The following is a 24,374-nucleotide window of genomic DNA, read 5'->3' on the forward strand; positions in this document are numbered from 1 at the left end:
CTGGCTGCACAAGGTATTGTTACCGACGAGTAGCATAGGCGGGAAGCCACCCAGCAACGAGGAGCGAACCCCGTGCCTTCCTCTCGTGACGTCGTATTCGTCGACGGTGTGCGCACGCCCTTCGGCAAGTCCGGTCCCAAGGGCCTGTACGCCGAGACGCGCGCCGACGACCTGGTGATCCGCGTCATCCGCGAGCTGATCCGGCGTAATCCCAATCTGCCGCCGGAGCGCGTCGACGAGGTGGCCATCGCGGCCACCACCCAGATCGGTGACCAGGGCCTGACCATCGGCCGTTCCGCCGCGGTGCTGGCCGGACTGCCCAAGAGCGTGCCCGGCTACGCGATCGACCGCATGTGCGCCGGAGCCATGACCGCCGTGACCTCGGTCGCCGGTGGCATCGCCTTCGGCGCCTACGACGTCGCCATCGCCGGCGGCGTCGAGCACATGGGCCGTCACCCGATGGGCGAGGGCGTGGACCCCAACCCCCGCTTCCTGGCCGAGCAGCTCGTGGACGGTTCCGCCCTGGTCATGGGAATGACCGCGGAGAACCTGCACGACCGCTACCCGACCATCACCAAGGAGCGCGCGGACGCCTTCGCCCTCGCCTCCCAGGAGAAGGTCGCCAAGGCCTACGCCGACGGCAGGATCCAGCCCGACCTGGTCCCGATGGCCGTCCGGTCGGCGGAGAAGGGCTGGGGCCTGGCCACCGCCGACGAGGGCCCCCGCCCCGGCACCACCCTCGACGGGCTCGCCACCCTGAAGACCCCGTTCCGCCCGCACGGCCGGGTCACCGCCGGCAACGCCTCCGGGATCAACGACGGCGCGACCGGCTGCATCGTGGCCGCCTCGGACGTCGCCGAGGAGCTCGGGCTCACCCCCAAGATGCGCCTGGTCTCCTACGCCTTCGCGGGCGTGGACCCCGAGGTCATGGGTGTCGGCCCGATCCCGTCCACCGAGCGGGCGCTCCGCCTGGCCGGGCTCTCCATCTCCGACATCGGCCTGTTCGAGATCAACGAGGCCTTCGCCGTACAGGTGCTGGCGTTCCTGGAGCACTTCGGCATCGCCGACGACGACTCCCGCGTCAACCCCTACGGCGGCGCGATCGCCTTCGGCCACCCGCTGGCCTCCTCGGGCGTGCGGCTCATGACGCAGCTCGCACGCGAGTTCGGCGAACGCCCCGACGTCCGGTACGGCGTGACCACGATGTGCGTCGGCATGGGCATGGGCGGGACGGTCATCTGGGAGAACCTGGGCTGGGAAGGTAAGAAGTGACGGACATCAAGGAACTCTTCGCCGACGAGGTCGTCACCAGGGCGACCGTCCGCGATGTGGAACTGCCCTACGGGGCGGGCACCATGGCGCTGATCACGCTGGACAACGGCTTCGACCACACCAAGCCCTCCACGTTCGGCCCCGGAGGTCTCACCTCCCTGAACGAGGCACTCGACGCGATCGCGGGCCGCGGCGACCTGGCGGCCGTGGGCGTCGTCGGCAAGCCGTTCATCTTCGCGGTGGGCGCCGATCTCAAGGGCGCCGCCATGGTCGCCGAGCGGGACCAGGCCCTTGCCATCGGCACGCTGGGCCACCAGGTGTTCCGCCGTCTCGGTGAGCTGGACGTGCCGTCGTTCGCGTTCGTGAACGGCGCGGCGATGGGCGGCGGTCTGGAGGTCGCCCTCCACTGCACCTACCGGACCATCTCCTCCGGCGTGCCCGCCGTGGCGCTGCCCGAGTGCTTCCTCGGCCTGGTGCCGGGCTGGGGCGGCACCCAGCTGCTGCCCCGCCTGGTCGGTCCGGCCACGGCCATCAAGCTGATCATCGAGAACCCGCTCTCGCAGAACCGCATGATCAAGGGCAGGGACGCCTTCGCGGCCGGCATCGCGGACGCGATGTTCGAGCCCGCCGACTTCCTGGAGGAGTCGCTGCGCTGGGCGGCCCGGGTGCTGCGCGGTGAGGTGACCGTCTCCCGCACCGACCACACCGCCGAGGACTGGTCGAAGACCGTCGCCGACGCCCGCTTCCTGGTCGACATGAAGCTGCGCGGCGCCTCCCCCGCCCCCTACCGGGCGCTGGAGCTGATCGAGCTGGCCCGGACCGCCTCGCGCGAGGAGGGGTTCGACGCCGAGAGCCAGGCGCTGGCCGGCCTCCTCATGGGCGACGAGCTCCGCGCCGGCCTCTACTCCTTCGACCTGGTGCAGCGCCGGGCCAAGCGGCCGGCCGGTGCCCCCGACAAGTCCCTGGCCCGCAAGGTCACCAAGGTCGGCGTCGTCGGCGCGGGCCTGATGGCCTCGCAGATGGCGCTGCTGTTCGCCCGCCGCCTGGAGGTCCCGGTCGTACTGACCGACCTCGACCAGGCGCGGCTGGACAAGGGCGTCGGCTACGTGCACGCCGAGGTCGACAAGCTGCTCGGCAAGGGCCGCGTGTCCGGCGACCAGGCCAACCGGCTCAAGGCCCTGGTGACGGGCTCGCTGACCAAGGACGCGTTCGCCGACGCCGACTTCGTCATCGAGGCGGTCTTCGAGGACCTGAAGGTCAAGCAGCAGGTGTTCGCCGAGGTGGAGGCGGTCGTCTCCGCCGAGTGCGTGCTGGCCACCAACACCTCCTCGCTCTCCCTCACCGAGATGGCCGCGGGGCTGCGGCACCCCGAGCGGGTCGTGGGCTTCCACTTCTTCAACCCGGTCGCCGTGATGCCGCTGCTGGAGATCATCCGGGGTGAGAAGACCGACGACGCGACACTGGCCACGGCCTTCTCGGTCGGCAGGTCGCTGAAGAAGTCGTCGGTGCTGGTCAAGGACGCGCCCGCGTTCGTGGTCAACCGGATCCTGACCCGGTTCATGGGCGAGGTCATCGGCGCCGTCGACGAGGGCACCCCGCTGGAGGTCGCCGACCACGCGCTGGACGGGCTCGGCCTGCCGATGACGCCGTTCACCCTGCTCCAGCTCGTCGGCCCGGCCGTCGCGCTGCACGTCGCCGAGACCATGCACGCGGCCTTCCCGTCCCGCTACGGCGTGTCGGAGAACCTCGCGCGGCTGGTCGCGGCGGGCAAGCCCGGCGTCTACGCGCCGGACTTCTCGCTGGACGCGGAGGCCGTGACCCTCTTCTCCGGCGGCACCTCCCCGTCGACCGCCGAGGAGGTACGGCTGCGCGCGCTGCGGGCGCTTGAGGAGGAGATCCGCATCATGCTCGACGAGGGCGTGGTGGCGGCGGCCCAGGACATCGACCTGTGCATGATCCTCGGTGCCGGCTGGCCGTTCCATCTGGGGGGCGTCACGCCGTACCTGGACCGGACGGGCATCGCCGAGCCGCGCTTCCTGCCGCCGGGTGTGGCCTCCGTCCCCGCGTAGCGACGCCTCGTCGCCGGAGGCGTGCCGCCGTCCCGCCCGTGGGGCGGGCGGCGGCACGCCTTCTCAGCTCGCGCACGCCGTACGGGCCGCCGGAACCGGGGACGGTCCGTGGTGGTCAGGGAGCGCCCGTCGAATGCCGCGACAGCCGGCTGTGACGGTAGCTGTAGGTGACGTACACGACGACGCCGATGATCATCCATATGACGAACCTGAGCCAGGTCTCCACCGGAAGGTTGAGCATCAGGTAGAGGCAGGCCAGCACCGACAGGATCGGCACCAGCGGGACCAGCGGGGTGCGGAAGGAGCGAGGGAGGTCCGGACGGGTGCGCCGCAGGATGACCACCGCTATCGAGACGATCACGAACGCGAAGAGCGTGCCGATGTTGACCAGCTCGGCGATCGTCGACAGCGGCACCAGCCCCGCCAGGATCGCGACGATGACACCCACCAGGATGGTGATCCGGTACGGCGTGCCGAACTTCGGGTGGACCTTGGCCAGAACGGCCGGCAGCAGGTGGTCCCGGGACATCGCGAACATCACCCGCGACTGGCCCATCATGAGGATCATCACGACGGTGGTGAGACCGGCCAGCGCGCCGATGCTGATGAGCGTCGCCGCCCAGGTCTGGCCGACCGCCTTGAACGCGTCCGCCAGCGGCGCGGACTCGCTCAGCCGGGAGTAGGGCTGCATGCCGACGACGACCAGGGAGACCGCGACGTACAGCAGGGTGCAGATGGCCAGTGAGGCGATGATGCCGATCGGCAGGTCGCGCCGCGGGTTGCGGGTCTCCTCGGCCGCGGTGGCGACCACGTCGAAGCCGATGTAGGCGAAGAACACGATCGCCGCGGCGCTGAAGACGCCCAGCATGCCGAAGGCGACGGGGCTGATCCCGAACAGCACCTGGATCAGCGGCGCCGCGAGGCCCCCCACCGCCGGGGTGGACTTGGCGGGCGGGATGAACGGGCTGTAGTTGGCCGCCTTGACGAAGAACAGCCCCGCCACGATGACGAGCAGGACCACCGCGAGCTTGATGGTGACGATGATCAGGTTGAGCCGGGAGGAGAGCTTGATCCCGGCGACCAGCACGGCGGTGAGCACCAGCACGACCAGCGCCGCGGGCAGGTTGAAGGTGGCCCCCTCCCCGGCGATCGCGGCGGGCAGGGTGATCCCCATGGAGGACAGCAGCGAGGTGAGGTAGCCCGACCAGCCGACCGCCACGACCGCGGCGGCGAGCATCAACTCCAGCGTCAGGTCCCAGCCGATGATCCAGGCGGGGAACTCGCCGAGGGTGGCGAAGGCGAAGGTGTAGGCCGATCCCGCGACCGGCACGGTAGAGGCGAACTCGGCGTAGCAGAGCGCGGCCAGCGCGCAGACGATCCCGGCGACCACGAACGACAGCGCGACCGCGGGCCCCGCCAGATCCCTGGCGACCCGGCCGGTGAGGACGAAGATGCCGGTACCGATGATGACGCCGATGCCGAAGACGGTCAGGTCGAGCGCGGAGAGATCCTTACGCAACCGGTGTTCGGGAGCCTCGGTGTCCCGGATCGACTGTTCTATCGACTTGATACGGAAAACCGTCATGATTCCCCCTTACCTACCAGAGTTGCCGTTCTCCATGGATCAGGTCATGCCCGCCTGATCAACGGCTGAACGGGAAGGTAAGGGTTCTTTCGGGGAAAGTCCCTGATGCCCTCGGCACTCTCACGCGACACCATCGACCCATGCTCTTGGACATGTTGGGCCAGTTGGACCCCTATCTGGTCGGCGCGGTGTTGCTGGCCGTGCTGGCGCTGGACGGTTCCCTGCTGATCGGGACCGTGCTCCCCGGGGACGCGGCGATCGTCGTGGCGGGGACCACGCTGACCGGCGCCGCCGAGATCGCGGTGGCGGCGGTCGCCGGGGTGATCGGTTGCTACCTGGGCGCCACCGGCGGCTGGCTGATCGGCCGCCGGTACGGCTCGCGCGTCCGCCACAGCAGGGCCGGGAGGTGGGTCGGCGAACACCGCTGGGCCCGGGCCGAACGGCTGGCGACCGGCACGGACGGCGGCCCCGCCCTCGCCGCCGCCTCCTTCCTGCCCGTCGTCAACTCACTGACCCCGGTCCTCGCCGGAACCTTCGGCATGCCCTACGTCCGCTTCATCCGCTGGACGCTGGCCGGCAGCGTGACCTGGGTGACCACCTACCTGGTGCTCGGCTCCGTCGCCGGCGAGTTCGCCCGGCAGAACCAGCACCTGATGGTGCCGGTGGCCGGATGCCTCGCCCTCCTGGCCGCGGGCCTCGTCGTGATCGGCAGACGGGCCCGCGCGAGCAGGACGGCCGAGGTCAGCGAGCCGGATCGTTCTCCAGCGCCGGAGACCGTCTCGCCACCGCCTCGGTGATCTCGCGGGCGATGTCCTGCGCGGTCAGGCCGATCTCGTTGAGGATCTTCGCCCGCTTGGCGTGGTCCAGGAAGCGCTGCGGGATGCCGTAGGTCCGGATCGGGACGTCCACGTCGGCGTCGCGGAGCATCCTGGCGACCGCGTCGCCGACGCCGCCCACCCGGCCGTTGTCCTCCACCACCACCACCAGCTTGTGCGCGCCGGCGGCCGTCACCAGCGCCTCGTCCAGTGGCTTGACCCAGCGCGGGTCCACCACGGTCGTCGAGATCCCCTGGGCGTCGAGCAGGGTGGCGGCGTCCAGGCACAGCTCGGCCATCGGGCCGACGGAGACGAGCAGCACGTCCGGATCGCCCGTACGCAGCACGTCCATCCCCCCGAGCCGCCCGACCGCCTCGATCTCGGTGGCCACCGGCCCCTTGGGGTAGCGGACGACGGTGGGGCCGTCGTCGACCTCCACCGCCTCGGCCAGCAGCTCGCGCAGGCGCGGCTCGTCACGCGGGACCGCGACGGACAGCCCCGGGATGACCTGGAGGATCGACAGGTCCCACATGCCGTTGTGGCTGGCGCCGTCGTCACCGGTGACGCCCGCCCGGTCGAGCACGACCGTGACCGGCAGCCTGTGCAGGGCGACATCCATGAGGAGCTGGTCGAAGGCGCGGTTGAGGAAGGTCGCGTAGATCGCCACCACCGGGTGGAGCCCGCCGAGCGCCAGGCCGGCGGCGCTGGTGAGGGCGTGCTGCTCGGCGATGCCGACGTCGTAGAGGCGGTCGGGGTAGGCCTCGGAGAACGGGATCAGCCCGGTCGGGCCGAGCATCGCGGCGGTGATGGCCACGATGTCCTGCCGCTCGGCGCCCAGCCGCACGATCTCCTGGCTGAAGACGTTGGTCCAGCCGTGCGGCTTGGGCTTCTCCTCGCCGGTCAGCGGGTCGAAGACACCCGGCGAGTGGAAGCAGTCCTCGTCGTGGTTCTCGGCGAAGGAGTAACCGAAGCCCTTCTTGGTGAGCACGTGGACGATGACCGGGCGGCGGAAGCCGCGGGCCTTGCGCAGCGCGGCCTCCACGGCCTGCTCGTCATGGCCGTCGACCAGGCCGATGTATTTCAGGCCGAGGTCTTCGAACATGACCTGCGGGGCGAGGACGTCCTTGATGCCCTTCTTCATGCCGTGCAGCGCGTCGTAGAACGGGGCGCCCACCACCGGGACCTTCGTCAGGTTGTCCTTGACGAACTCCAGGACGTCCTCGTAACGCTGGGTGGCGCGCAGCGAGGCCAGGTGCGAGGCGAGACCACCGATGGTCGGCGAGTAGGAGCGGCCGTTGTCGTTGACCACGATGATCAGCGGCAGGTCCCTGTGCGCGGCGATGTTGTTGAGCGCCTCCCAGGCCATACCGCCGGTGAGCGCGCCGTCGCCGATCACCGCGACGACCGTGCGGTCGACCTCGCGGCGCAGCTTGTACGCCTTGGCCAGGCCGTCGGCGTACGACAGCGCGGTGGAGGCGTGGGAGTTCTCGATGATGTCGTGCTCGGACTCGGTCTGGCTCGGGTAACCCGACAGGCCGCCTTCCTGTCGGAGCGTCTCGAACTGCGCGGCGCGGCCGGTGAGCATCTTGTGGACGTAGGCCTGGTGGCCGGTGTCCCAGAGGATGCGGTCGCGTGGCGAGTCGAAGACCCGGTGCAGGGCGATGGACAGCTCGACCACACCGAGATTGGGTCCCAGATGGCCTCCGGTGCGGGCAGTGGAACTGACCAGCAGGTCCCGGATCTCGGCGGCCAGCCGGGGCAGCTCGCCCGCTCCCAGCAGCTTGAGATCCCGTGGTCCCTTGACCGTCTCCAGAAGACTGCCAGGTCGTCCGGTCCGCTCGCTCACGGAATCATCCCCTCTGTTCCAGTCAGCATCAGACCGAGTCTAGTTCGCGTGGCGGGCGGCGCCTCCGGTGACGGGGATTCTGCACGTTTTATTCACACTTGCAATACTCTTTGCCTCACCATGAGCACTCTCCCCTTTAGGCAACTATCGTCACTCATCGTCGCTTCGCTGGCTTTCCCCCTGGTCATGGGTGTGGGAGTCGCGAACGCCGCCGCTCCGTCGACCGCCAAGACCTCCGCCGTGAAGGAGCAGGCCCCGCCGCGTGGCCGTGCCGCCGCGACGGCCAACCCCATCTACCGGACCGGCACGCTGCCCGCCGTACGGTGCGCCACCGGGCAGATCCGCGCGGGGAGCGCGGCCTCCTACAAGGTCTTCATGACCCGCGTCGACCGCTGCCTGAACCTGGCGTGGAAGACGCAGTTCAAGAAGGCCAGGCTGCCCTTCGCCCAGCCCAAGCTCCGCTTCACCACCTCCAAGGTCAGCAGCCCGTGCGGCCGCTGGCCCCAGGGGGCCGGGGGCTACTACTGCTCCAGTAACCGCACCATCTACATCGGCGTCTTCCGGGATGTGCTGAAGAGCCCGTACGCCCCCAACCACGCCCAGTTCATGGCGCACGAGTACGCACACCACGTGCAGCAGCTCGCCGGCATCATGAACTACTACGGCCAGAGCGTCTGGCGGGCCGGGTCCTCCACCAAGCTCGCCTTCTCCCGCCGCCTCGAACTGCAGGCCGACTGCCTCGGCTCCGCCTTCCTGCGGCAGATCGCCGACGACCTGCCGGTCGAGCAGGAGCAGTGGGACGCGATGGTCGACTGGGTCGCCAAGAACGGCCAGAAGACCTGGGTGAAGAACGACCACGGCAAGGGCCGCAGCCAGGCCTACTGGATGCAGCGCGGCTTCAACGCGGGCTCCCCGTCCGCGTGCAACACCTGGACCGCTTCCTCCGGAACCGTCGCCTGACCATTTCCCGCTGACCATTTCCCGCCGGAAATGCGGCCGCGCTCTCCTCACGCGGCCGCATTTCCGCTTTCCCACCACATTGAATTACATTAGGGTTCGGGATCATGCGTACCCCCCTTATCGCCCTGATATCCGGCGTGCTCGCGGGTCTGTTGTTCGCCGGTACGGCCAGCGCAGGCGTCGTGGAACGGTCCGGCCCGGCGCCCACCGGCAAGACGGCCCAGACCGCCAACCCGATCTACAAGACCGGGAAGCTCGAACTCAAAAAATGCGAGGAGCAGCCGGTCATCTCCAACGACCTCGACTCCGCGCGTGTCTATCTCGAGTTTTTGATGGACTGCCTCAACGAGAGCTGGGAATACCAGTTCTCCAAGGCCAAACTGCCCTTCTCCAAGCCCTCGTTCGAGACGATCTCCCGCGCCGGCCGCCCGACCGCCTGCGGCAAATTCCCCAAGGGCGCCCAGGCGATCTACTGCAACGTCAACAAGAAGATCACCTTCCTGCTCAGCCCGGAGATCCTCTCCCAGTCGACCGAGCTGTTCCTGTTCGAGGTGGTGGCCCACGAGTACGGCCACCACGTACAACAGCTCTCGGGCATCATGGGCGCCTTCGCCAACCGGAAGTACAAGAGTGACAAGGCCTACCTCGCCGAGCTTCGCAAGATCGAGCTCCAGGCCGAGTGCTTCAGCGGCGCCTTCCTCGGCAGCGTCTGGCAGTCCCTGGGCCGCCGGCAGTCCGACTTCTCCTACGTCCTCGACTTCTCCTACGACACCGTCAGCCACGGCAAGGCCACCAACATCGCCTACTGGCTGAAGCGCGGCTTCAACCAGGAGAGCCCCGGTGCCTGCACCACCTTCTCCGCCCCCGCGTCCAGGGTCGCCTGACCTCCCCTTCCGGAAAGCCGCCCGTCGCCGTCCCCCAGCCGCGCGACGGGCGGCTGTTTTTCACCGGGCGGACGGCCTGTTCCCCTCCCGGGACGAGGTCTGTCACCCCGGTCGCGGAGACGACGGCCGCTCCAGGCGCGACACGGGTGGCGACGGACAGCGCACTCTGCGTAATGTGGTCATGCCACCTGTGTGCCCTTCACTCCACAACACCAGGTCGGGTCCCCCTTTGTTCGACGGCGAGGAGAGGAACGCGTTGGACACCACAGAGGTACGCATGCGGGTCCTGGAGACCGATGTGGCAGTGCTCAACATACGCACCGAGGAGAACAGGACGATGACGTCGGCGATGTTCGAGGTGCTCGGCGATCTGCGCACGGCGACATCGGAGCTCCGGACGGAGGTGACGGGGCTCCGGACGGAGATGACGGGGCTCCGGACGGAGGTGACGGAGCTCCGCAAGGGTCAGGACGAGCTCCGCGCGGGACAGGACGAACTCCGCGCGGGACAGGACGAGCTCCGCACCACCACCCAGGAGCTCAGGGTGAGTGTCGCCCAGCTCCGGATCACCACCGGGAAACTGGAGGCCGGTCAGGACGAGCTCCGGGCGGACATGTCCTCGGTCAAGCGGTCCGCCGGGAACCTGGAGACGTCGATGAAGCGGATCGAGGACGACGTGGCCGGGCTCAAGGCCGGTCACGTCGAGCTGCGCAACCTGGTGGCCGGCCTGATCAAGTGAACCCCGAGGGCCGCCGGCCGCCCCTGGGATCGGAGCCGGCGGCCCCTCCTTCTCTCCGGACCGGGGTCTCCGCACCGCGGGGGAGAACGGCCCCGCACAACACCACCGCGGACCCCGACGAACCTCTACGAGGTCCACCGGACCGCCGGCGGGGGGCGGGTGCGGCCTGCGCCGTACGGAACGAGAAGATCAGGAACCCGCGCGGACGAGAACTTCCAGGGGGTCGGCGAGGACCTGGGCGAAGGCGAGTTCGGCGGCGCCGACGAGGGTGGCGTCGTCGCCGAGGGCCGAGGTGCGCAGGCGGAGGCTTTCGCGCGAGGGGGGGAGCGCGTCGACGGCGAGGCGGCTGCGGACCTGGGCGGCGGACCCGAGGTAGACCTCGCGGAGCATGCCGCCGAAGATGACCATCTCGGGGTTGAAGACGTTGACGAGGTTGGCGACGCCCAGGCCGAGCCAGTCGCCGACGCGGCTCAGCGCCGCCTGCGCGACGATGTCGCCGCGGTCGGCGGCGTCGACCACGGCCCGGACGGCGTCACGGCCCATCTCGGGACCGAGGCGGCCCGCGGCCTCCAGCACGGCCCGCTCCCCCGCCTCGGCCTCCAGGCAGCCGAGTGAGCCGCAGCCACAGGGCCGGCCCTTGGGGTTGACGACCATGTGCCCGACCTCGCCGCCGAAACCCCGGTGGCCGCCGAGCAGCTGACCGTTGACGATCACACCGCCGCCGATGCCGACGTCGCCGTGGAGGTATATGAGGTCGCGGCAGCCGACGCCGACGCCCCGGGTGTGCTCGGCGAGGGCGGCGAGGTTGGCGTCGTTGCCCACCGTCACCGGTAGGCCGAGCGCCAGCCTGCGGGTCATCTCCTCGGCGAACGGCACGTCTATCGAGCCCATGTTGGGCCCGAATCTGATGATCCCGTCGCCGCGGCCCACTCCCCCGGAGAAGGCCGCGGCCACCCCGACGCACACCGTGTCGGGCCGGGTCTTGCGATGCATCTGCCGGGCGAACCCGGCGAGCGGGCCGACTATCTCGTCCAGGGTGAAGGGACCGCGGCGCCGTATCGTCTCGCGCCGGTCGAGGATCGTGCCGCCCAGGCCGACGCGGGCGGCGACCAGCCGGTCGACGCCCACGTCGAGGGCGAACACGTAGACCCGCGCCGACTCCGGGCGGACCACGAGGGACGGGCGTCCGGCCCTGCCGGTCTCCCTGGGGAGCTCCTCCCGGACCAGGCCGGCGGCCGTCAGATCGGCGGTGAGGGCCATGATGGTGCTGCGGTTGAGCCCCATCCGGTTGGTGAGTTCCGCGCGCGAGGTCGGACCGCTGAGGTGCACATGCCTGAGCAGGGCGCCGAGGTTGTGGCGCCTGATCTCCTCCTGGGAGGGGCCAGCCCGCATCGCTTGGGTTTCCTTCGAGGGGTCGGGGTCGCTGATCACCTTAGACCAGTGGCGGCCGCCCGCTTGCGGGACAGTGCGTCCACCCCTGCGGCCAGCAGCAGAACCGACCCGGTAACCATGAACTTCACCCCGGAGCTGTAGCCCATCAGACCCATGCCGTTCTCGATCACCGCGACCACGGTGCCGCCGAGGATGGCGTCCAGCACCCGGCCCTTGCCGCCGAACAGGCTGGTCCCGCCGATCACGGCGGCGCCCACCGCGTACAGCAGCACGTTGCTGCCGCCGGTGTTGGGGTCGACCGAGCTGGCCCGGGAGGCCGCGATGATGCCGCCGACGGCGGCCATGGAGGAACAGATCACAAACGCGCTGATCTTCATCCGGTCGACGTTGATGCCCGCCCGGCGGGCGGCCTCGGCGTTGCCGCCGACCGCGTAGAGGTGTCGCCCGAACGCGGTACGGCGGAGCACGAACGTCCAGACCAGCAGGAGCACCACGATGATCGGCACCACGATCGGCACGCCGGCGAGCGAGACGATCGCCGCGTTGCGGCTCCGCTCCACGTTGAGGAAGTAGACGGCGAGCCCGCCGAGCACCGCCAGGGCGCCCACCCGGACCGCGATCAGCGAGATCGGGTCGGAGGTCAGGCCCCGGGCGGCCCTCTTTCGCGCCCGCAGCAGTTGCAGCGCGGCGTAGGCGACGACTCCGACGGCCAGCAGCGCCCAGCCCAGCATGGGCGGGAGGTTCTTGTTGGCGACCGCGAGGATCGTCTGGTCGCGGATGGCGATGATGGTGCCGCCCTGGATCAGCAGCAGGACGAGCCCCTGGAAGGCCAGGAAGGCGGCGAGGGTCACCACGAAGGAGGGGATGCCGAGTTTGGTGACGATGGAGCCGAGCGTGGCGCCGATCACCACACCGGCCAGGATGGCCACCAGCACCGCCACGTACCAGGGAAGGCCCTGGTTGGTGAGCATGATCGCGAGGATCGAGGCGCAGACGCCGCTGGCGAAGCCCGCCGACAGGTCGATCTCGCCGAGGAGCAGCACGAAGACCAGGCCCATGGCGATCACGGTGACCGCGGCGCCCTGGGTGAGCAGGTTGGCGAAGTTGCCCGCGGTGAGGAAGGAGGGACGCAGGATGGCGAAGACCGTGCAGAGCACGACGAGACCGAACACGGCGGGCAGCGCGCCCATCTCGCCACCGCGGACCCGCTCGGCGTAGCCGCGGACGTTGGAGCTGATGGAGGGTGCCTCGGACGCGCGCTCCGGGGAAATCGTGGCGGTCATACCGTGACTCCGTTGGTGAGGCCGAGGTCGCCGCTCCGGCCAGAGGTGATCAGTTCGACGACCTGCGCGTGGGTGACGTCGGCGGTCTTCACCTGGGCCGCCATCCGGCCGAGGTAGAGCGCTGCGATCCGGTCGGACACGGCGAACACGTCGTTCATGTTGTGTGAGATGAGCACGACGGCCAGGCCCTGGTCGGCCAGGCGGCGGACCAGCTCCAGCACCTGCGCCGTCTGGGCCACGCCGAGCGCGGCGGTGGGCTCGTCGAGGATGACGACCTTGCTGTTCCAGAGCACGGCCTTGGCGATGGCCACGGTCTGCCGCTGGCCGCCGGAGAGGCTGGCGACGTGCTGGCGGATGGACTTGACGGTCCTGACCGACAGGCTCTCCAGGGTCTTGGCCGCCATCTCCTCCATCGTGTCCTCGTCGAGCACGACGCCGCGCTTCTTCTCGCGGCCGAGGAACATGTTCTGGACGATGTCGAGGTTGTCGCAGAGCGCGAGGTCCTGGTAGACGATCTCGATGCCCAGCTCGCCCGCGTCGCGCGGGCTGTGGATCTGGACGGGTCTGCCATCGAAGAGATACTCGCCCGCGTCGATCGGGTGGATACCGCCGACGCACTTGACGAGGGTGGACTTGCCCGCGCCGTTGTCGCCGACCAGCGCGGTGACCTCTCCGGGGTAGACGGAGAAGTCGACGTCGTGCAGAACCTGCACGGGACCGAAGCTCTTGTCGATCCCACGGAGTTCCAGTACGGGGTTCATGTGGGGCTCCTCGATGCGGGGGTACGGCCGGCGGAGGTCCGCCGGCCGTGCCCCCGGCGCGTTACTGGATTCCGGCCTCGGTGCACTTGGCGGCGAAGTCACCGGTGCACAGCTCGTCCTTGCTCACGTAACCGTCGGCCACGACGTCCTTGACGTTGTCGACGTAGATGGCCTGCGGGTCGAGCAGGACGGCGGGGACGTCCGCGTTGCTCTCGGTGTCCTTGACCGAACCGGTCGCCGCGGGCTTCTCGCCCTTGGCGAGGGCGATGGCGAGCTGGGAGGCCGCGTCGGCCTCCTTCTTGATCGCCTTGTAGACCGTCATGCACTGGTCACCGGCGAGGATGTTCTGCAGACCCTGCACGGTGGCGTCCTGGCCGGTGACCGGGACCTTGCCGTTGAGGTTGTTCTTCTTCAGCACGGTGATGGCGGCGTTGCCGAGGCCGTCGTTGGCGGCCAGCACACCGGCGATCTTCGGCTGCTCGGTGAGCATCTGCTCGAAGATCGTGCCCGCCTGCGCGTTGTCCCAGTCCGGCACCGACTGGTCCGGACCCTTGACGTAGTCCTTGGAGTCGTACTTGGCCTTGAGCACGCCGTCGTAGCCGTTCTTGAACAGCGTGGCGTTGTTGTCGGTGGGCGAGCCGTTGAGCTCGGCGATGATCGGCTTGTCGGCCTTCTTGTCGGTCAGGCACTTGACCAGGCCCTCGCCCTGCAGGGTGCCGACCTTGGTGTTGTCGAAGCTGACGTAGTAGGAGGCGCCGCCGTTCAGGGTCAGCCGATCGTAGTCGATCGTGGCCACGCCCTGGGACTTGGCCTTGTCGAGTACGGCCTTGCCGGTCCCGCTGTCCAGGTTGACGATCATCAGCACGGTCGCGCCATTGGTGATCATCTGGTCGGCGATGGTCTGGAACTGGGTCTTGTCGCCCTGGGCGTTCTGGATGTCGTAGGCGACGCCCGCGGCCTTGAACGCCTCCTCCAGATACTTGCGGTCCGCGGTCTCCCAGCGGGCCGAGGACTTGCTGTCCGGCAGGATGACGCCGACCTTGCCGGCCACGGCCTGGCTCGCCGCGGGAGCGGTGCTGTTCTGGGCGGCGGTGGTGGTGTCGCTTTCACCACCGCAGGCGGTGAGACCGAGGGTCATGGCCGCGGCGGCGGCGGTCAAGCTGAGGATCCCCTTGCGCATGGTGCACGGGTCCTTTCTGGGGGAGATGGGGGTATAGATCCGAGATGGGGGCATGCCGAGCTCGCGGGTACGGCCGTCCGGGTTCCGGCTCACCGTTCCGTTGAATGTTGTTTGCCGCAACGTATTCCGCCGTTGGCCAGGAACACCAGACCTTGGATAGGTAAAGTTTGTTGTGGCCGGTAACAATCCAGAAACGCAGACTTAACCGACCGCGCTCCGCGCGATTGTGACTCGCCGAGATAGTTGTCACTTCGCCACGGTTGCTGTCACCAACCTGGGGCCGAGTTGAGCCGTGGCCCATGACGGAGGCCGCTCCAGGGTTTGCGCATAGCGACTGCGAGGGCCCTTGATCGTCTGGGGTTGCTGCGGATCGCGTTTGTGGCTCGCCCGTTGGTTCGGTCAGCTTGAATCAGCAGGGGGGCCAGGGCCCTTTGAAGGCCGCCCGAGGTCGGTTTCTTGAGGACCTTCCAGGCGATGCTCAAGATCGCGGCGCAGGTGCGGGCGTCTGCTGGGGCGGCGGCCCAGGGCTGTGAGACTCGGAACTGGTTTTGATGATGGTGGGTTTGACGAGTCCGGCTCATGTGCAGTCGCAGGCGTGCTTCTTCATCGATGGCTGCGGCCAGGGTAGGTGAGGCGCAGAGCCCTTCGGAAGCAGGCCATGAGAGCAGGACCAGGGCCGCGATGATGCCGAGATCCGTGAAGTACTGGTGGTTCATGATGGGAGTTCCTGCAACCCGGAGCGGATCTCCCGGGGGCCGGTTCATGTTGGTGATCAGGCTGTTTTGAAGTCGGAGAAGCTCCGGGACTTCATCGGCTGGCTGATGGTCGGGTGAGGGGTCGGCGAGCTGAACTCCGCAGAACGCTCTACGGCCTCCTGAGGGTTTTTGCCCGGTGAGGTGCCGACACTGGGTGGGATGGGGACGCGGATCGCTGAGGCTGCCGACCGCTGAACGATCCATCGGGGCCGCGTGGATTTCATGGTTGCTGCCCGCGGGGCAGGCGTGGCGGAGCAGACGCTGGTGGATGGGACAGGCGAAGACCATCGGGAGATACCAATGTCTTCGCCAGGGTCCGCCATGTTCGTTCTGCAAGGGGCTGCCGTCACCGGCCAGGCATTGCGGGCAGTATCGGGGTTCGCTGTGGAACAACCATCGGTGGTGGAAGGACAACTGGGCGAGAGGGGTCGGCTCTGGCCGTATCTCCGGAGGGCCGTGCTGCAGGGTGTTGAAGATGCCGAGTTGGCCAACGCAGAGGTTCGCGGCTTCCTGTGGAGTGAGGCGGGTTGCCGTGGCGAAGGGCTGGAGATGGTCCTTCAGGTCGATCACCAGCTGGGTCGAGAGAACTCTGGGAGGACGGCGATGGGAGGCGTCGACTAGCCCGGTGAGGAAAGCGAGATAGCCGGGACTGATGTTCAGCCGGTGAGCCAACCTGAGCATGAATCCGGTGAGAGATTCGTCTGGCAGCGGATCCAGGCTTCTGGGCAGAGGCTCTGGCATCGGTTCAGCTCGCGGTCTCATTCGCGGCGGGTCCGCGATCATCGAAGACACGGTTGCGGCCGGGTGGGCGTTGTGTCGTCCTGCTCGGCTTGTCGGCTGGGATGTTGGGGGTCTCTCCGGCGGCGGGATCGCGGCTGAGGTCGTTGCCTAAATCGATGTCAATGGTATCGAGCAAGTCGATGTCGAGGAGGCCGCGTCCAGGGAGGTGGTGTTTGAGAAGGCCACCCGTAATCGGTGACTATTAGGAAGCAATCGCCTCAATAGTCACTTTAGCATCGTTTGTCTTATTTTTAGAATCGGGTGAATCGGTGTTCTTGCGACACTCGGCGAGGACCTCCAGCCCCATATAGCGGCGCTGTTCGGTCCACTCGTCGTTCTGCTCGGCCAGTACCGCGCCGACGAGCCGGACGATCGAGTCGCGGTTGGGGAAGATACCGACGACGTCGGTCCGCCTCCTGATCTCCTTGTTCAGGCGCTCCTGAGGGTTGTTGCTCCACGTCTGACGCCAGACGGCTTTGGGGAAGGCGGCGAAGGCCAAGATGTCCTCGCGGGCCTCGTCCAGATGCTCGGCCGCCTTCGGGTACTTGGCCTCCAGTACCTGCACGACATGACGATGCTGGGCATAGACCGACTCGGCGTCAGGCTGCTCGAAGATGGTGCGCAGCATGGTGGCCACCCATGGCTGGGCCGACTTCGGAACGCGCGTGATCAAGTTTCGCGCGTAGTGGGTTCGACACCTCTGCCAGGATGCGCCCGGCAAAGTGGAGGCGATCGCGTCGCGCAGCCCGGCGTGGCAGTCGGAGGTCACCATCAGCACGCCGGACAGGCCGCGGGCGACCAGGCCGCGCAGGAACGCCGGCCAACCCGCGCCGTCCTCGCTGGAGACGACGTCCAGGCCGAGGATCTCGCGCAGGCCGTCGGCGTTGACACCGGTGGCGACCAGGGCGTGCACGGTCACCGTCCGGCCGCCTTCGCGGACCTTCTGCGTGAGGGCATCGATCCAGACGAAGGTGTACGGGCCGGCGTCCAGCGGCCGGGACCGGAACTGCTCCACCATGCCGTCGAGTTCGGCGGCCATCGCCGAGACCTGCGACTTCGACAACGAGGTGATGCCCATCGCCTCGGCCAGCTTCTCCACCCGCCGCGTCGACACCCCGAGCAGGTAGGAAGTCGCCACCACCGAGGTGAGCGCCCGCTCGGCCCGGCGTCGCTTGTCCAGCAGGAAGTCCGGGAAGTAGGAGCCCTGTCGTAGCCGGGGCACGGCCAGTTCGATGCTCCCGGCCCGGGTGTCCCACGGCCGCGTACGGTAGCCGTTGCGGGTGTTGACCCGCTCGCTGCTGATCTCGCCGTAGCCGGCGCCGCACAGCTGCTCGACCTCGGCATCCATCATCCGCTGCGCGAACTCCCGGATCATCGTGCGCAGCAGGTCCGGACTCGCCGCGGCCAGGGTGTCTTCCAAGTACTCCCCGGCAGCGGGCACAATGTCATTGACGGCCACTTCGTCCCCTTCGTGTTGATATGAGCGAATCGAAGGATTACGGAGTGGCCGTCTCTTGTCACATGGATCTCACCCGTGCCAACGCCAGGCCTAGATCACCCGCACACCATCTCCCTGGACGTGAACGTCGAGGAGTTCCCGGCCGGTGCCGATGGCCGCGGTGCACCCATCCTCGATGAGCCGTTCCAGCAGGCCGACAATCCCGGCGGTTCGGGCGAAGAGGTATTCGGGCATCTTGCCGGTGGTGAGCATGCTGGGTGGGGCGCGAAAGAGCCGCAACTGGTCTTCGATGCCGGCCAGGTGCGCCAGCCAGGCGTTGATGGTCTCGGGGGTGCTGTAGTCGAACGGGTCGAGATCGATCAAGTCGAACCGGCGCTGGGTCTGGGTGGCGGCTTCGTCGTTGCCGTTCTTCTTCGTGTGCCGCCGGCCGGTAAAGACCCACTGGCCGGTGCGCAGATCGTGACGGCCTTCACCCAGCAGGCCGGAGGTGCGGATCCCGACCCCGATCAAGATCAGGGTGACTTGCATGCTCATCAGACTCCGTAGCAGGTCCAGGGTGTCTTGGTCGGCTTCGCGGTGCATCTTGAGCCGGGTGATGTCATCGATGATCAAGACGCGGGTGCCGTGGTCACGGAGCGAATCTCGGACTGAGCGGATTAGCTGAGGCAGGGTCGCCCGATAGCCCAGCGGGTGGCCATAGAAACTCAAGATCGCCTCGCAGAGGCTCTTGGGTGTCGCGGTGACCGGGGTCTGGACGTAGGCGACCGGTGCCCAAAGATCTCGGGTCCCGAGGATGGCGTCCGGGTTGAGCTGCTGGTGTAGGAGCCGCCAGAAGTCCTCGAACGCCGCCGCTGCCTCGCAGACTGTCTCGGTCTTGCCCTGGTAGCCACCACCGTTGATCATCAGCCCGGCGCGGGTGGTGGGCTTGGTTTTCAGCGCGTTGCTCTGGATCCGTGAGCGCATGATGGTGGTGACCTTCAGGCTCATCGGAGTTTCCTGCAGTCGCAGGTTCGCATGAGTGGCTGCCCGGTGCAGATCGTGTAGAGCCTGACCTCGTGGTCCTTGCGCCCGATGGGCGGCCAGGTCCAGACGTGGTGCAGGAACGAAGCTTCCCCGGGTGAGACGAAAGTGCTGCCAGCCTTGAATGGTTTCCCGGTCGATCGGCGCGCCGGGCAGCGTGAACGACGCCGGGCGACCCTCCTGTGCTGCGGGATCGTCCACCACTTCGTGCATCCTCTTTCTGCTCAGTCGTCGCCTGATGTCGCTGCCTGTGGTGGGTCTTCCGGGTCGGGGAGGGCGAACAGATTGCCGCGCCGGTAAGCGGCGCCCAACGGTGGCGGCACTCGCGGTTGTCCTGGGCCTTGAGCTTGTTCGCGCCGGTGCCGGCGTTCGGCATCCAGCGCTCGGACCGCCTGAATTGGACGAGGCGCCTGCAGGTCTTGGGCCGGGTGGTGCCTGTCAGCGGGCCGGTCCTCGGCTGCGGACTCGGCTCTGTTCTCCTCCCGGGAATGCCCGATCCGTTCAGTCTTGCTCAGCTGCGTCGGCCACTGCTCGACCGGGATCCGGGCGCTGAGCAGTTCGAGGAGCAATGGCAGCAGTTCGGCGTCGCTGCGCGGTCGCAGCCCGGCCTTGCGAACGACGGTCAGGAGTTCCTCGACGCGCTGGTCCCCGAACGCCGGAACCTGCCCTTCGGGCGGCAGCCCCGTCCAGCGCAGCGGGTGCCACTCATGGGTGAGGGGATCTTGGAAGAACACGGTGCGGCGGTCACGCGGCTCGCGGTGGATCCGCCAGCGGCCTTTGTGCCGCCCGCCGCGTGAGGACAACTCACTCCGATAGGGATCCAGAGCATCACCGTCATACCAAAGCCCGGCGATCTTCACCCCGCGGTCCCCGTGGATGCCGACATGATGCGCGGGAAGCAGCTGGTAGTAGAGCTCCGGCGCGGGAATCTGCAGAGCGAACCCGGCCTGCTGGAACGATGCCGCGAACAGTGAATTGGGGCTGTGGTCACCGCCCGGATCCCAAGCCGGTGCGTACTCGCCGAGCCTGCGGTTCTGCCAGAGCGCCACGATCCACGTTGCGATCAGGTGTTCCATCTCCGCGACCGTCAACACCGCGTCACCCTCAGGATCGGCGCCCCGATCGGCGATGTCGATGCCGCTGTAGCCGGGGAGCCGCTCGAACAGCAGCGACCGGATCGCGCCGAAAACGCGTTCGACTGCGTGCTTGTCGGTCGGCCGCAGCACCCGGGCGGGCAGGATGTTGCAACCGAGCACCCGCTGGACCTCGACCAGGTGGTGGTTCTTATAGACCGACCCGTGATCGGTGGTAACCGTCTCCGGGGAGAAGAACGGCAGACCAGCGACCTTATGACCGGCGAACTCGGCGACCACCGCGGCCGGCAGGCCCGGGTAAGGCCACTCCAGCTCTGGCCCCCACTCGGGGCGCATCGGCAGCGGCAACATCACATCGCGCAGCACCATCGCGACGTCGACCGAGGTATCGGAGACCAGCGTCAGCCGGAACGCGCAGAGCGAATGCGTATAAACATCCAACGCGAGTGTGAGATGAACCGTGGTCGGGTCCGCGAACACGCTCTCGCGAACCATCACCGGCAGCACCGTGGTGTCGAGCGCGACGACCTGGCCCGGCCGGTCGATCAGCACATGGCCGCCCGGCGTCGGCAGCTGAGCGCTGCGGACATACCGCTGACGGCCGCCGCCAGAGCCGAACCACTCCCGCCAGACCCGCCGCAGCGTGTTGTAGGACGGGACGACAACCTCCGGCCCGAACATCTCCCGCACGTACTGGTGGATCATGGTTTCGCGGCTGCGCATGCTGATCCGCGACCGGTGCAACGTCTCGGCTCGAACCGCCAAGATCGCCTCACGGACCTGTTCGCCAACGCTCGGGTGCCCGCCCGACTGCCGCAACCACCGCTCATCAGCGCAGCCGATCAGACCCGATCGGCGACGGCCCTGCTCCCACCGAATCAAGGTCCGATAGCCGACCTTCGCCAGCCCAAGCAGGCCGGCCTCTTGCCGATCCAACACCGCCAGCTCCGCGACCTTGGCCAGCCGCCGCTCAGATAACGTCGTGCGGTCCGGGTCATAACACGGTTTGGGCTCCCCAGGGCCTGGCCGGCCCGGATCTCCGCTGCGGAACCCAGTGGCCACCTCCAGCAGGTGTGCCATCCGCAGCTGGGCCAGGCGGAGTTTGTCCGGCGGCAAGTCCCCGGCCGCTGGCGGTTGTCGACCCCGTGCCGCCCCCGAGGCCTCGGTGCGCGAGGAAGGACGGCAGCTGGGATGGTTGGCCAGGAACGCAAAACTGACCCGTTGCCGGGTCCCATCCGCGGCAACGAGCTGGACTCGCCCCAGATGCGGTTCGCGAAGCTCAACTTTCCACGGCTCGCCGTCCAGGATCAGCTCGACACCAGCCGAAAGATCCAACACTTCCGCCAGTCCGGTCACCGCAGGTCCCCCTGAAGGACCACGGTCGACCGATCAGTCAGCGGCTCTGCCAGATCGATGCCCAGCCGACGGTGCCAGAGAAGATGTAGCAGCTGGGCGCGGGCCACCGCCGGAACATCGCTGCGTTCGGCCAGTTCGCCGAAAGTCGCTCCGCCGTCGGCTGCCGCTTCCAACAGGCCAGGCCGTAGCCCCAGCGGGTCACTCAACGGACGGCGCTGCGAGGACAACGTTCCCAACGTCGTCTCCACATGGGCGCGCCACCCAGCGACAACCACGTAGTGCCATCCGGCCGCCAACGCAGCCTCCGCAGCCGCAGCGAAGGAGATCCGGGTCTGCTCATCAAGGAGTGCACGCGGTCGCACATCGATCAACCAGACCCCACGGCGCGTGACCGCCAGGAAGTCAGGTATGTGTTTCCGCCATCCCGATGACGTCGCGAACTTCAACCTCACCGGCTGCGCAAGGACATCGACCACCGCGGCGGCGAAGTCCAACACCATCAGCAGCCGGGCCTCTTCCAGGCTCTCGAACCCATGATGCCGTCCCGTCGACACCAGATACTGCAACCCTGGCCGGTGCCGTTGGCTCCGTCTCCATGTGAACGTCCGTACCGAACCAAACCACGAGACCGGTGCCCCCGCCAGGTCCCGCACCGGACACGTCACCTCACCGTCGGCCGTCTTCCACGTCACCGTCCAGCGGCTGGTCCAGCCCTCGCTCAGCTCCAACATCGGCTTCGACGCCTCGCACGAGAACGGCACCAGCAGCTCGTTCCAAGCACAGCGATGGGACCACAGCAGCCCTCCGGCCCCCGTAGCCGGCACCGCACCTCGCGCGACTCGGTAATCCTCCGGCACCTCACCAGGCAAACATAGAAGAACTACTTAGAGCAGCGAATCCATCACACAAACTGGTGACAACTCCGTTGTGGTTCTGTTCGTGTGAAGGAGGAACGTTTGTCGATGAAACTCGGCAACACCCCTGATCACAGCGATGTCGTGTCGATGAGTTCTGGCAACACCCTGGCCCTGGCGATGAGAGCATCAAAGTGCTGCTCGCCGCAAAGGGGACCCGATGCTGTCGCAGTCCAAGACAGAGCTTTACGCGGCGATCCGACGCGATATGCGAGGTGGGATGTCGATCCGCGCCGTGATGCGCTAGCACTCTGTGTCCTACCTCACCGTGACCAAGGCTTCCGCGTCGGCCTGGCCCGAACTGCGTAAAAACCGACCCCGCGGCCGACGCGGCTGGCACGGACCCGCTCAAAGGCCGAGCAGGCCAGCGCGGGACAACAACGACGGGGAGGCCTTGGACGCGGCCCCCGAGGGCCCTCTCGTCGGGGACGTCGGGGGCCGCGTATGCTTATCGATCTTGCATCGGTCAGAAGCCAGGCGGCCGGGTCGCGGCCGGGCCTGGCACGACGTGCAGGATGATCACGCCGTCGTTGTAGGTTTTAGCCGACGCGACCGCCCAGCTGGGATCGATGCGGGAAGCTGGCACGTTCTCCTCGCTCTGGAAGCCTCGCTCTCCACTCCTCAGTGGCCAGTCGAGCTCGTAGGCCACCTTCAGGTCGTGTTCGCGCACGACGCGGGCCGCCTCGCCTGCGGATCGGCCCTGGAGCGTCACTCCGGCCAGCGCCTCGCCCGGCCAGCTCGCGTCGGCGGGGTAGGCGTATTTCTCGCCGGGCTTCGCCGGGTGGCCCAGGCGTAATTGCGCGGGCCCCTTGAGGTCGGCGGTGATGCGGAAGGCCGTCAGACATCCTTCGACGCGCTCGGCGCAGTCGGACACGGTGACTGACGCCTGAGCACCGGAGCCGGCCTTGTCGAGGTCGACTCCGACGACGGGGGATCGCTGCTGCGGCGAGACGGGGATCAGCTTCACCGTGATGTTGTCCAGGCCGACCTTGCGGAAAGCCTTCTCCAGCTCGGCGGGGTCGGGATCGCCGTCGGTGATGTAGAAGGCGTACTCGTCGCCGTCGCGGTCGATCGTCACGGCCTGACTGGCGTACACCTGCTCGGACGCCCTGAACAGGGACGGCCCGACGACCAGGGCTCCCGCCAGGACGGCGCTCGCGGCCACGCCGAGCAGGACGCGGCGAGGAGAGGGCATGCGTCGTCGCTGGGCCGGAGCCTGCTCCAGCAGGACGATCTCCGCCAGCAGCGCGTCCGCCTCAGCGGAGAACGCCCGGCCGGCCAGGTCCTCGTCCAGCACCTTTGCCCGGTTCTTGAGGATCTGATTGTTCATCGTGACTCCTTCTCGACGAGAGGCCGCGTTTCGAGACAGGCCGATGGGCGGATCTGCTGCAGGGCCTTGGTGAAGCGCTTGCGGGCCCGGTGCAGGCGAGTGCGGGCGGCGGTTCGTGAGCAGCCCAGCACCTCGGCGATCTGTCCGGGGTCGAGATCCTCCCAGACGGCCAGGGTCAGCAGCTCGCGATCATCGTCCGAAAGCGTGTCCATGGCCTGGCCCACCTCGTCAGGCCCGCTCAGGGGGAAGGCCGGAGGGTAGAGCAGCTCGGTCTTGGCCGTGAGCTCGGCGTGCCGGGTGGCTCTGCGTCGCTCGCCACGACGGTGGTTGGCCAGGACCCGCCGGGCCACGCCGTACAACCAGAGCCTGCCGGCCTCGCCGTGCGGGAGCTCATCCATCCGCCGCCAGGCGATCACATAGGTCTCAGCCACGACATCGGCCGCGTCCTCGGCGCAGGAACAGCGCCGCATGGCGTAACCGAGGATCTGCTCGTACGTTCGCCGGTACACGGCCTCGAACCGAGACCGGTTGTCTGTTTCATCCACGCGTCATCCTCGTTAGACCTTTCGAACGCTCAGGGGGTTTCAATCCCTACGTGTCCGCGAGCGACCGCAGAATTACAGGCCAATACGACTCACGCTCTGCCACCACTTCATCACGAGCGGGTCAGAGCCCGAAAGGTCAGCAGCCGCGCGTACGCACCGTTACGGCGAGAAGAACATCGACGCGGACTGCGTTCATCTGAGGTGCTGAAGTGTGAACGAGGGCGGGGCTGTCCAGGCAGCCCGCCCTCACACACTCAGGGCAAAGGGGTCATGAGGCTGCGCCGAGGATCTCTGCACTGTTGCTGAATCTCATCGACATTCCCGGCCCCGTTGAG

20 protein-coding genes are annotated in these 24,374 nt (G+C 68.0%); 7 read left to right on the top strand and 13 right to left on the bottom strand.

Annotated elements, in window-relative coordinates; all coding sequences use genetic code 11:
• The first annotated feature begins 72 nt into the window (after positions 1 to 72).
• Both FHR32_RS01195 and FHR32_RS01200 read left to right on the top strand, forming a co-directional pair.
• A complete protein-coding gene (locus FHR32_RS01195; RefSeq protein ID WP_184752172.1) occupies positions 73 to 1,272 on the top strand; it encodes a thiolase family protein in 1,200 nt (399 codons plus the stop codon).
• Positions 1,269 to 3,341, top strand: a complete 2,073-nt coding sequence (locus FHR32_RS01200; protein ID WP_184752174.1) for a 3-hydroxyacyl-CoA dehydrogenase NAD-binding domain-containing protein — start codon at positions 1,269 to 1,271, stop codon at positions 3,339 to 3,341. Before FHR32_RS01195 ends, FHR32_RS01200 begins: the two co-directional genes overlap by 4 nt.
• Before the next feature lie 115 nt (positions 3,342 to 3,456).
• Here FHR32_RS01200 and FHR32_RS01205 read toward each other — a convergent pair whose 3' ends face one another.
• Complete coding sequence (locus FHR32_RS01205; RefSeq protein ID WP_184752177.1) at positions 3,457 to 4,926, bottom strand: amino acid permease; 1,470 nt, start codon at positions 4,924 to 4,926, stop codon at positions 3,457 to 3,459.
• A gap of 140 nt (positions 4,927 to 5,066) precedes the next feature.
• On the opposite strand from FHR32_RS01205, the gene FHR32_RS01210 reads away from it, so the two are divergent.
• Entirely contained in the window at positions 5,067 to 5,723 is a 657-nt protein-coding gene (locus FHR32_RS01210; RefSeq protein ID WP_184752179.1) for a DedA family protein, read from the top strand.
• Here the strand turns inward: FHR32_RS01210 and dxs are convergent.
• On the bottom strand, positions 5,668 to 7,587 hold the full coding sequence (gene dxs, locus FHR32_RS01215; protein WP_184752181.1) for a 1-deoxy-D-xylulose-5-phosphate synthase: 1,920 nt from the start codon (positions 7,585 to 7,587) through the stop codon (positions 5,668 to 5,670). The two genes, FHR32_RS01210 and dxs, sit on opposite strands and share 56 nt — an antisense overlap.
• Positions 7,588 to 7,779: 192 nt before the next feature.
• Here dxs and FHR32_RS01220 point away from each other — a divergent pair, with 192 nt between their 5' ends.
• From FHR32_RS01220 to FHR32_RS01230, 3 genes are all read left to right on the top strand, one after another.
• Positions 7,780 to 8,547 (top strand): neutral zinc metallopeptidase, encoded by a 768-nt coding sequence (locus tag FHR32_RS01220; RefSeq protein WP_184752183.1) that lies wholly within the window; start codon positions 7,780 to 7,782, stop codon positions 8,545 to 8,547.
• A gap of 104 nt (positions 8,548 to 8,651) precedes the next feature.
• On the top strand, positions 8,652 to 9,431 hold the full coding sequence (locus FHR32_RS01225) for a neutral zinc metallopeptidase (RefSeq protein ID WP_184752185.1): 780 nt from the start codon (positions 8,652 to 8,654) through the stop codon (positions 9,429 to 9,431).
• Between the two features lie 256 nt (positions 9,432 to 9,687).
• Positions 9,688 to 10,170, top strand: coding sequence for a hypothetical protein (locus tag FHR32_RS01230; RefSeq protein ID WP_184752187.1), 483 nt, complete (start codon positions 9,688 to 9,690; stop codon positions 10,168 to 10,170).
• 189 nt (positions 10,171 to 10,359) lie between these two features.
• On the opposite strand, the gene FHR32_RS01235 is transcribed toward FHR32_RS01230, so the two are convergent.
• From FHR32_RS01235 to FHR32_RS01275, 9 genes are all read right to left on the bottom strand, one after another.
• Positions 10,360 to 11,562, bottom strand: coding sequence for an ROK family transcriptional regulator (locus FHR32_RS01235; protein ID WP_184752189.1), 1,203 nt, complete (start codon positions 11,560 to 11,562; stop codon positions 10,360 to 10,362).
• 35 nt (positions 11,563 to 11,597) lie between these two features.
• Positions 11,598 to 12,845, bottom strand: a complete 1,248-nt coding sequence (locus FHR32_RS01240) for a sugar ABC transporter permease (protein ID WP_184752191.1) — start codon at positions 12,843 to 12,845, stop codon at positions 11,598 to 11,600.
• Positions 12,842 to 13,606 carry an ATP-binding cassette domain-containing protein gene (locus FHR32_RS01245; protein ID WP_184752193.1) on the bottom strand — a complete coding sequence of 255 codons (765 nt, stop codon included), beginning with the start codon at positions 13,604 to 13,606 and terminating at the stop codon, positions 12,842 to 12,844. The genes FHR32_RS01240 and FHR32_RS01245 overlap by 4 nt, the downstream gene beginning before the upstream one ends.
• Before the next feature lie 61 nt (positions 13,607 to 13,667).
• Positions 13,668 to 14,786 carry a sugar ABC transporter substrate-binding protein gene (locus tag FHR32_RS01250; RefSeq protein ID WP_184752195.1) on the bottom strand — a complete coding sequence of 373 codons (1,119 nt, stop codon included), beginning with the start codon at positions 14,784 to 14,786 and terminating at the stop codon, positions 13,668 to 13,670.
• Between the two features lie 266 nt (positions 14,787 to 15,052).
• A complete protein-coding gene (locus FHR32_RS01255) occupies positions 15,053 to 16,324 on the bottom strand; it encodes a TniQ family protein (protein WP_312881832.1) in 1,272 nt (423 codons plus the stop codon).
• A 199-nt stretch (positions 16,325 to 16,523) separates the two neighbouring features.
• Positions 16,524 to 17,780 (bottom strand): IS256 family transposase, encoded by a 1,257-nt coding sequence (locus FHR32_RS01260; RefSeq protein ID WP_184752199.1) that lies wholly within the window; start codon positions 17,778 to 17,780, stop codon positions 16,524 to 16,526.
• A 90-nt stretch (positions 17,781 to 17,870) separates the two neighbouring features.
• Entirely contained in the window at positions 17,871 to 19,013 is a 1,143-nt protein-coding gene (locus FHR32_RS01265; RefSeq protein ID WP_184752201.1) for an ATP-binding protein, read from the bottom strand.
• A gap of 11 nt (positions 19,014 to 19,024) precedes the next feature.
• Positions 19,025 to 21,250 carry a transposase gene (locus FHR32_RS01270; RefSeq protein ID WP_184752204.1) on the bottom strand — a complete coding sequence of 742 codons (2,226 nt, stop codon included), beginning with the start codon at positions 21,248 to 21,250 and terminating at the stop codon, positions 19,025 to 19,027.
• Positions 21,247 to 21,942: a TnsA-like heteromeric transposase endonuclease subunit gene (locus FHR32_RS01275; protein ID WP_312882632.1), complete on the bottom strand. Its 696-nt coding sequence runs from the start codon at positions 21,940 to 21,942 to the stop codon at positions 21,247 to 21,249. The genes FHR32_RS01270 and FHR32_RS01275 overlap by 4 nt, the downstream gene beginning before the upstream one ends.
• Between FHR32_RS01275 and FHR32_RS46525 the strand changes: the two genes are divergently transcribed.
• On the top strand, positions 21,848 to 22,096 hold the full coding sequence (locus FHR32_RS46525) for a hypothetical protein (RefSeq protein WP_312882670.1): 249 nt from the start codon (positions 21,848 to 21,850) through the stop codon (positions 22,094 to 22,096). The two genes, FHR32_RS01275 and FHR32_RS46525, sit on opposite strands and share 95 nt — an antisense overlap.
• Positions 22,097 to 22,630: 534 nt before the next feature.
• On the opposite strand, the gene FHR32_RS01280 is transcribed toward FHR32_RS46525, so the two are convergent.
• Together FHR32_RS01280 and FHR32_RS01285 are read right to left on the bottom strand one after the other, a co-directional pair.
• The gene (locus FHR32_RS01280) at positions 22,631 to 23,494 is read right to left on the bottom strand and encodes a hypothetical protein (protein WP_184752208.1); all 864 of its coding nucleotides are present in this window, start codon (positions 23,492 to 23,494) and stop codon (positions 22,631 to 22,633) included.
• The gene (locus FHR32_RS01285) at positions 23,491 to 24,039 is read right to left on the bottom strand and encodes an RNA polymerase sigma factor (RefSeq protein ID WP_184752210.1); all 549 of its coding nucleotides are present in this window, start codon (positions 24,037 to 24,039) and stop codon (positions 23,491 to 23,493) included. Before FHR32_RS01285 ends, FHR32_RS01280 begins: the two co-directional genes overlap by 4 nt.
• Between the last annotated feature and the right edge of the window lie 335 nt (positions 24,040 to 24,374).

Source organism: Streptosporangium album (assembly GCF_014203795.1).
In the GTDB taxonomy this organism is placed as follows: domain Bacteria; phylum Actinomycetota; class Actinomycetes; order Streptosporangiales; family Streptosporangiaceae; genus Streptosporangium; species Streptosporangium album.

What these genes read in the sequence shown, in the direction of transcription:
- FHR32_RS01280 (WP_184752208.1), bottom strand. Translation starts at nt 23,494, where the DNA reads ATGAACAATCAGATCCTCAAGAACCGGGCAAAGGTGCTGGACGAGGAC.
- FHR32_RS01240 (WP_184752191.1), bottom strand. Translation starts at nt 12,845, where the DNA reads ATGACCGCCACGATTTCCCCGGAGCGCGCGTCCGAGGCACCCTCCATC.
- FHR32_RS01210 (WP_184752179.1), top strand. Translation starts at nt 5,067, where the DNA reads ATGCTCTTGGACATGTTGGGCCAGTTGGACCCCTATCTGGTCGGCGCG.
- FHR32_RS01225 (WP_184752185.1), top strand. Translation starts at nt 8,652, where the DNA reads ATGCGTACCCCCCTTATCGCCCTGATATCCGGCGTGCTCGCGGGTCTG.
- FHR32_RS01205 (WP_184752177.1), bottom strand. Translation starts at nt 4,926, where the DNA reads ATGACGGTTTTCCGTATCAAGTCGATAGAACAGTCGATCCGGGACACC.
- FHR32_RS01265 (WP_184752201.1), bottom strand. Translation starts at nt 19,013, where the DNA reads ATGCACGAAGTGGTGGACGATCCCGCAGCACAGGAGGGTCGCCCGGCG.
- FHR32_RS01235 (WP_184752189.1), bottom strand. Translation starts at nt 11,562, where the DNA reads ATGCGGGCTGGCCCCTCCCAGGAGGAGATCAGGCGCCACAACCTCGGC.
- FHR32_RS01255 (WP_312881832.1), bottom strand. Translation starts at nt 16,324, where the DNA reads ATGATCGCGGACCCGCCGCGAATGAGACCGCGAGCTGAACCGATGCCA.
- FHR32_RS01245 (WP_184752193.1), bottom strand. Translation starts at nt 13,606, where the DNA reads ATGAACCCCGTACTGGAACTCCGTGGGATCGACAAGAGCTTCGGTCCC.
- FHR32_RS01250 (WP_184752195.1), bottom strand. Translation starts at nt 14,786, where the DNA reads ATGCGCAAGGGGATCCTCAGCTTGACCGCCGCCGCCGCGGCCATGACC.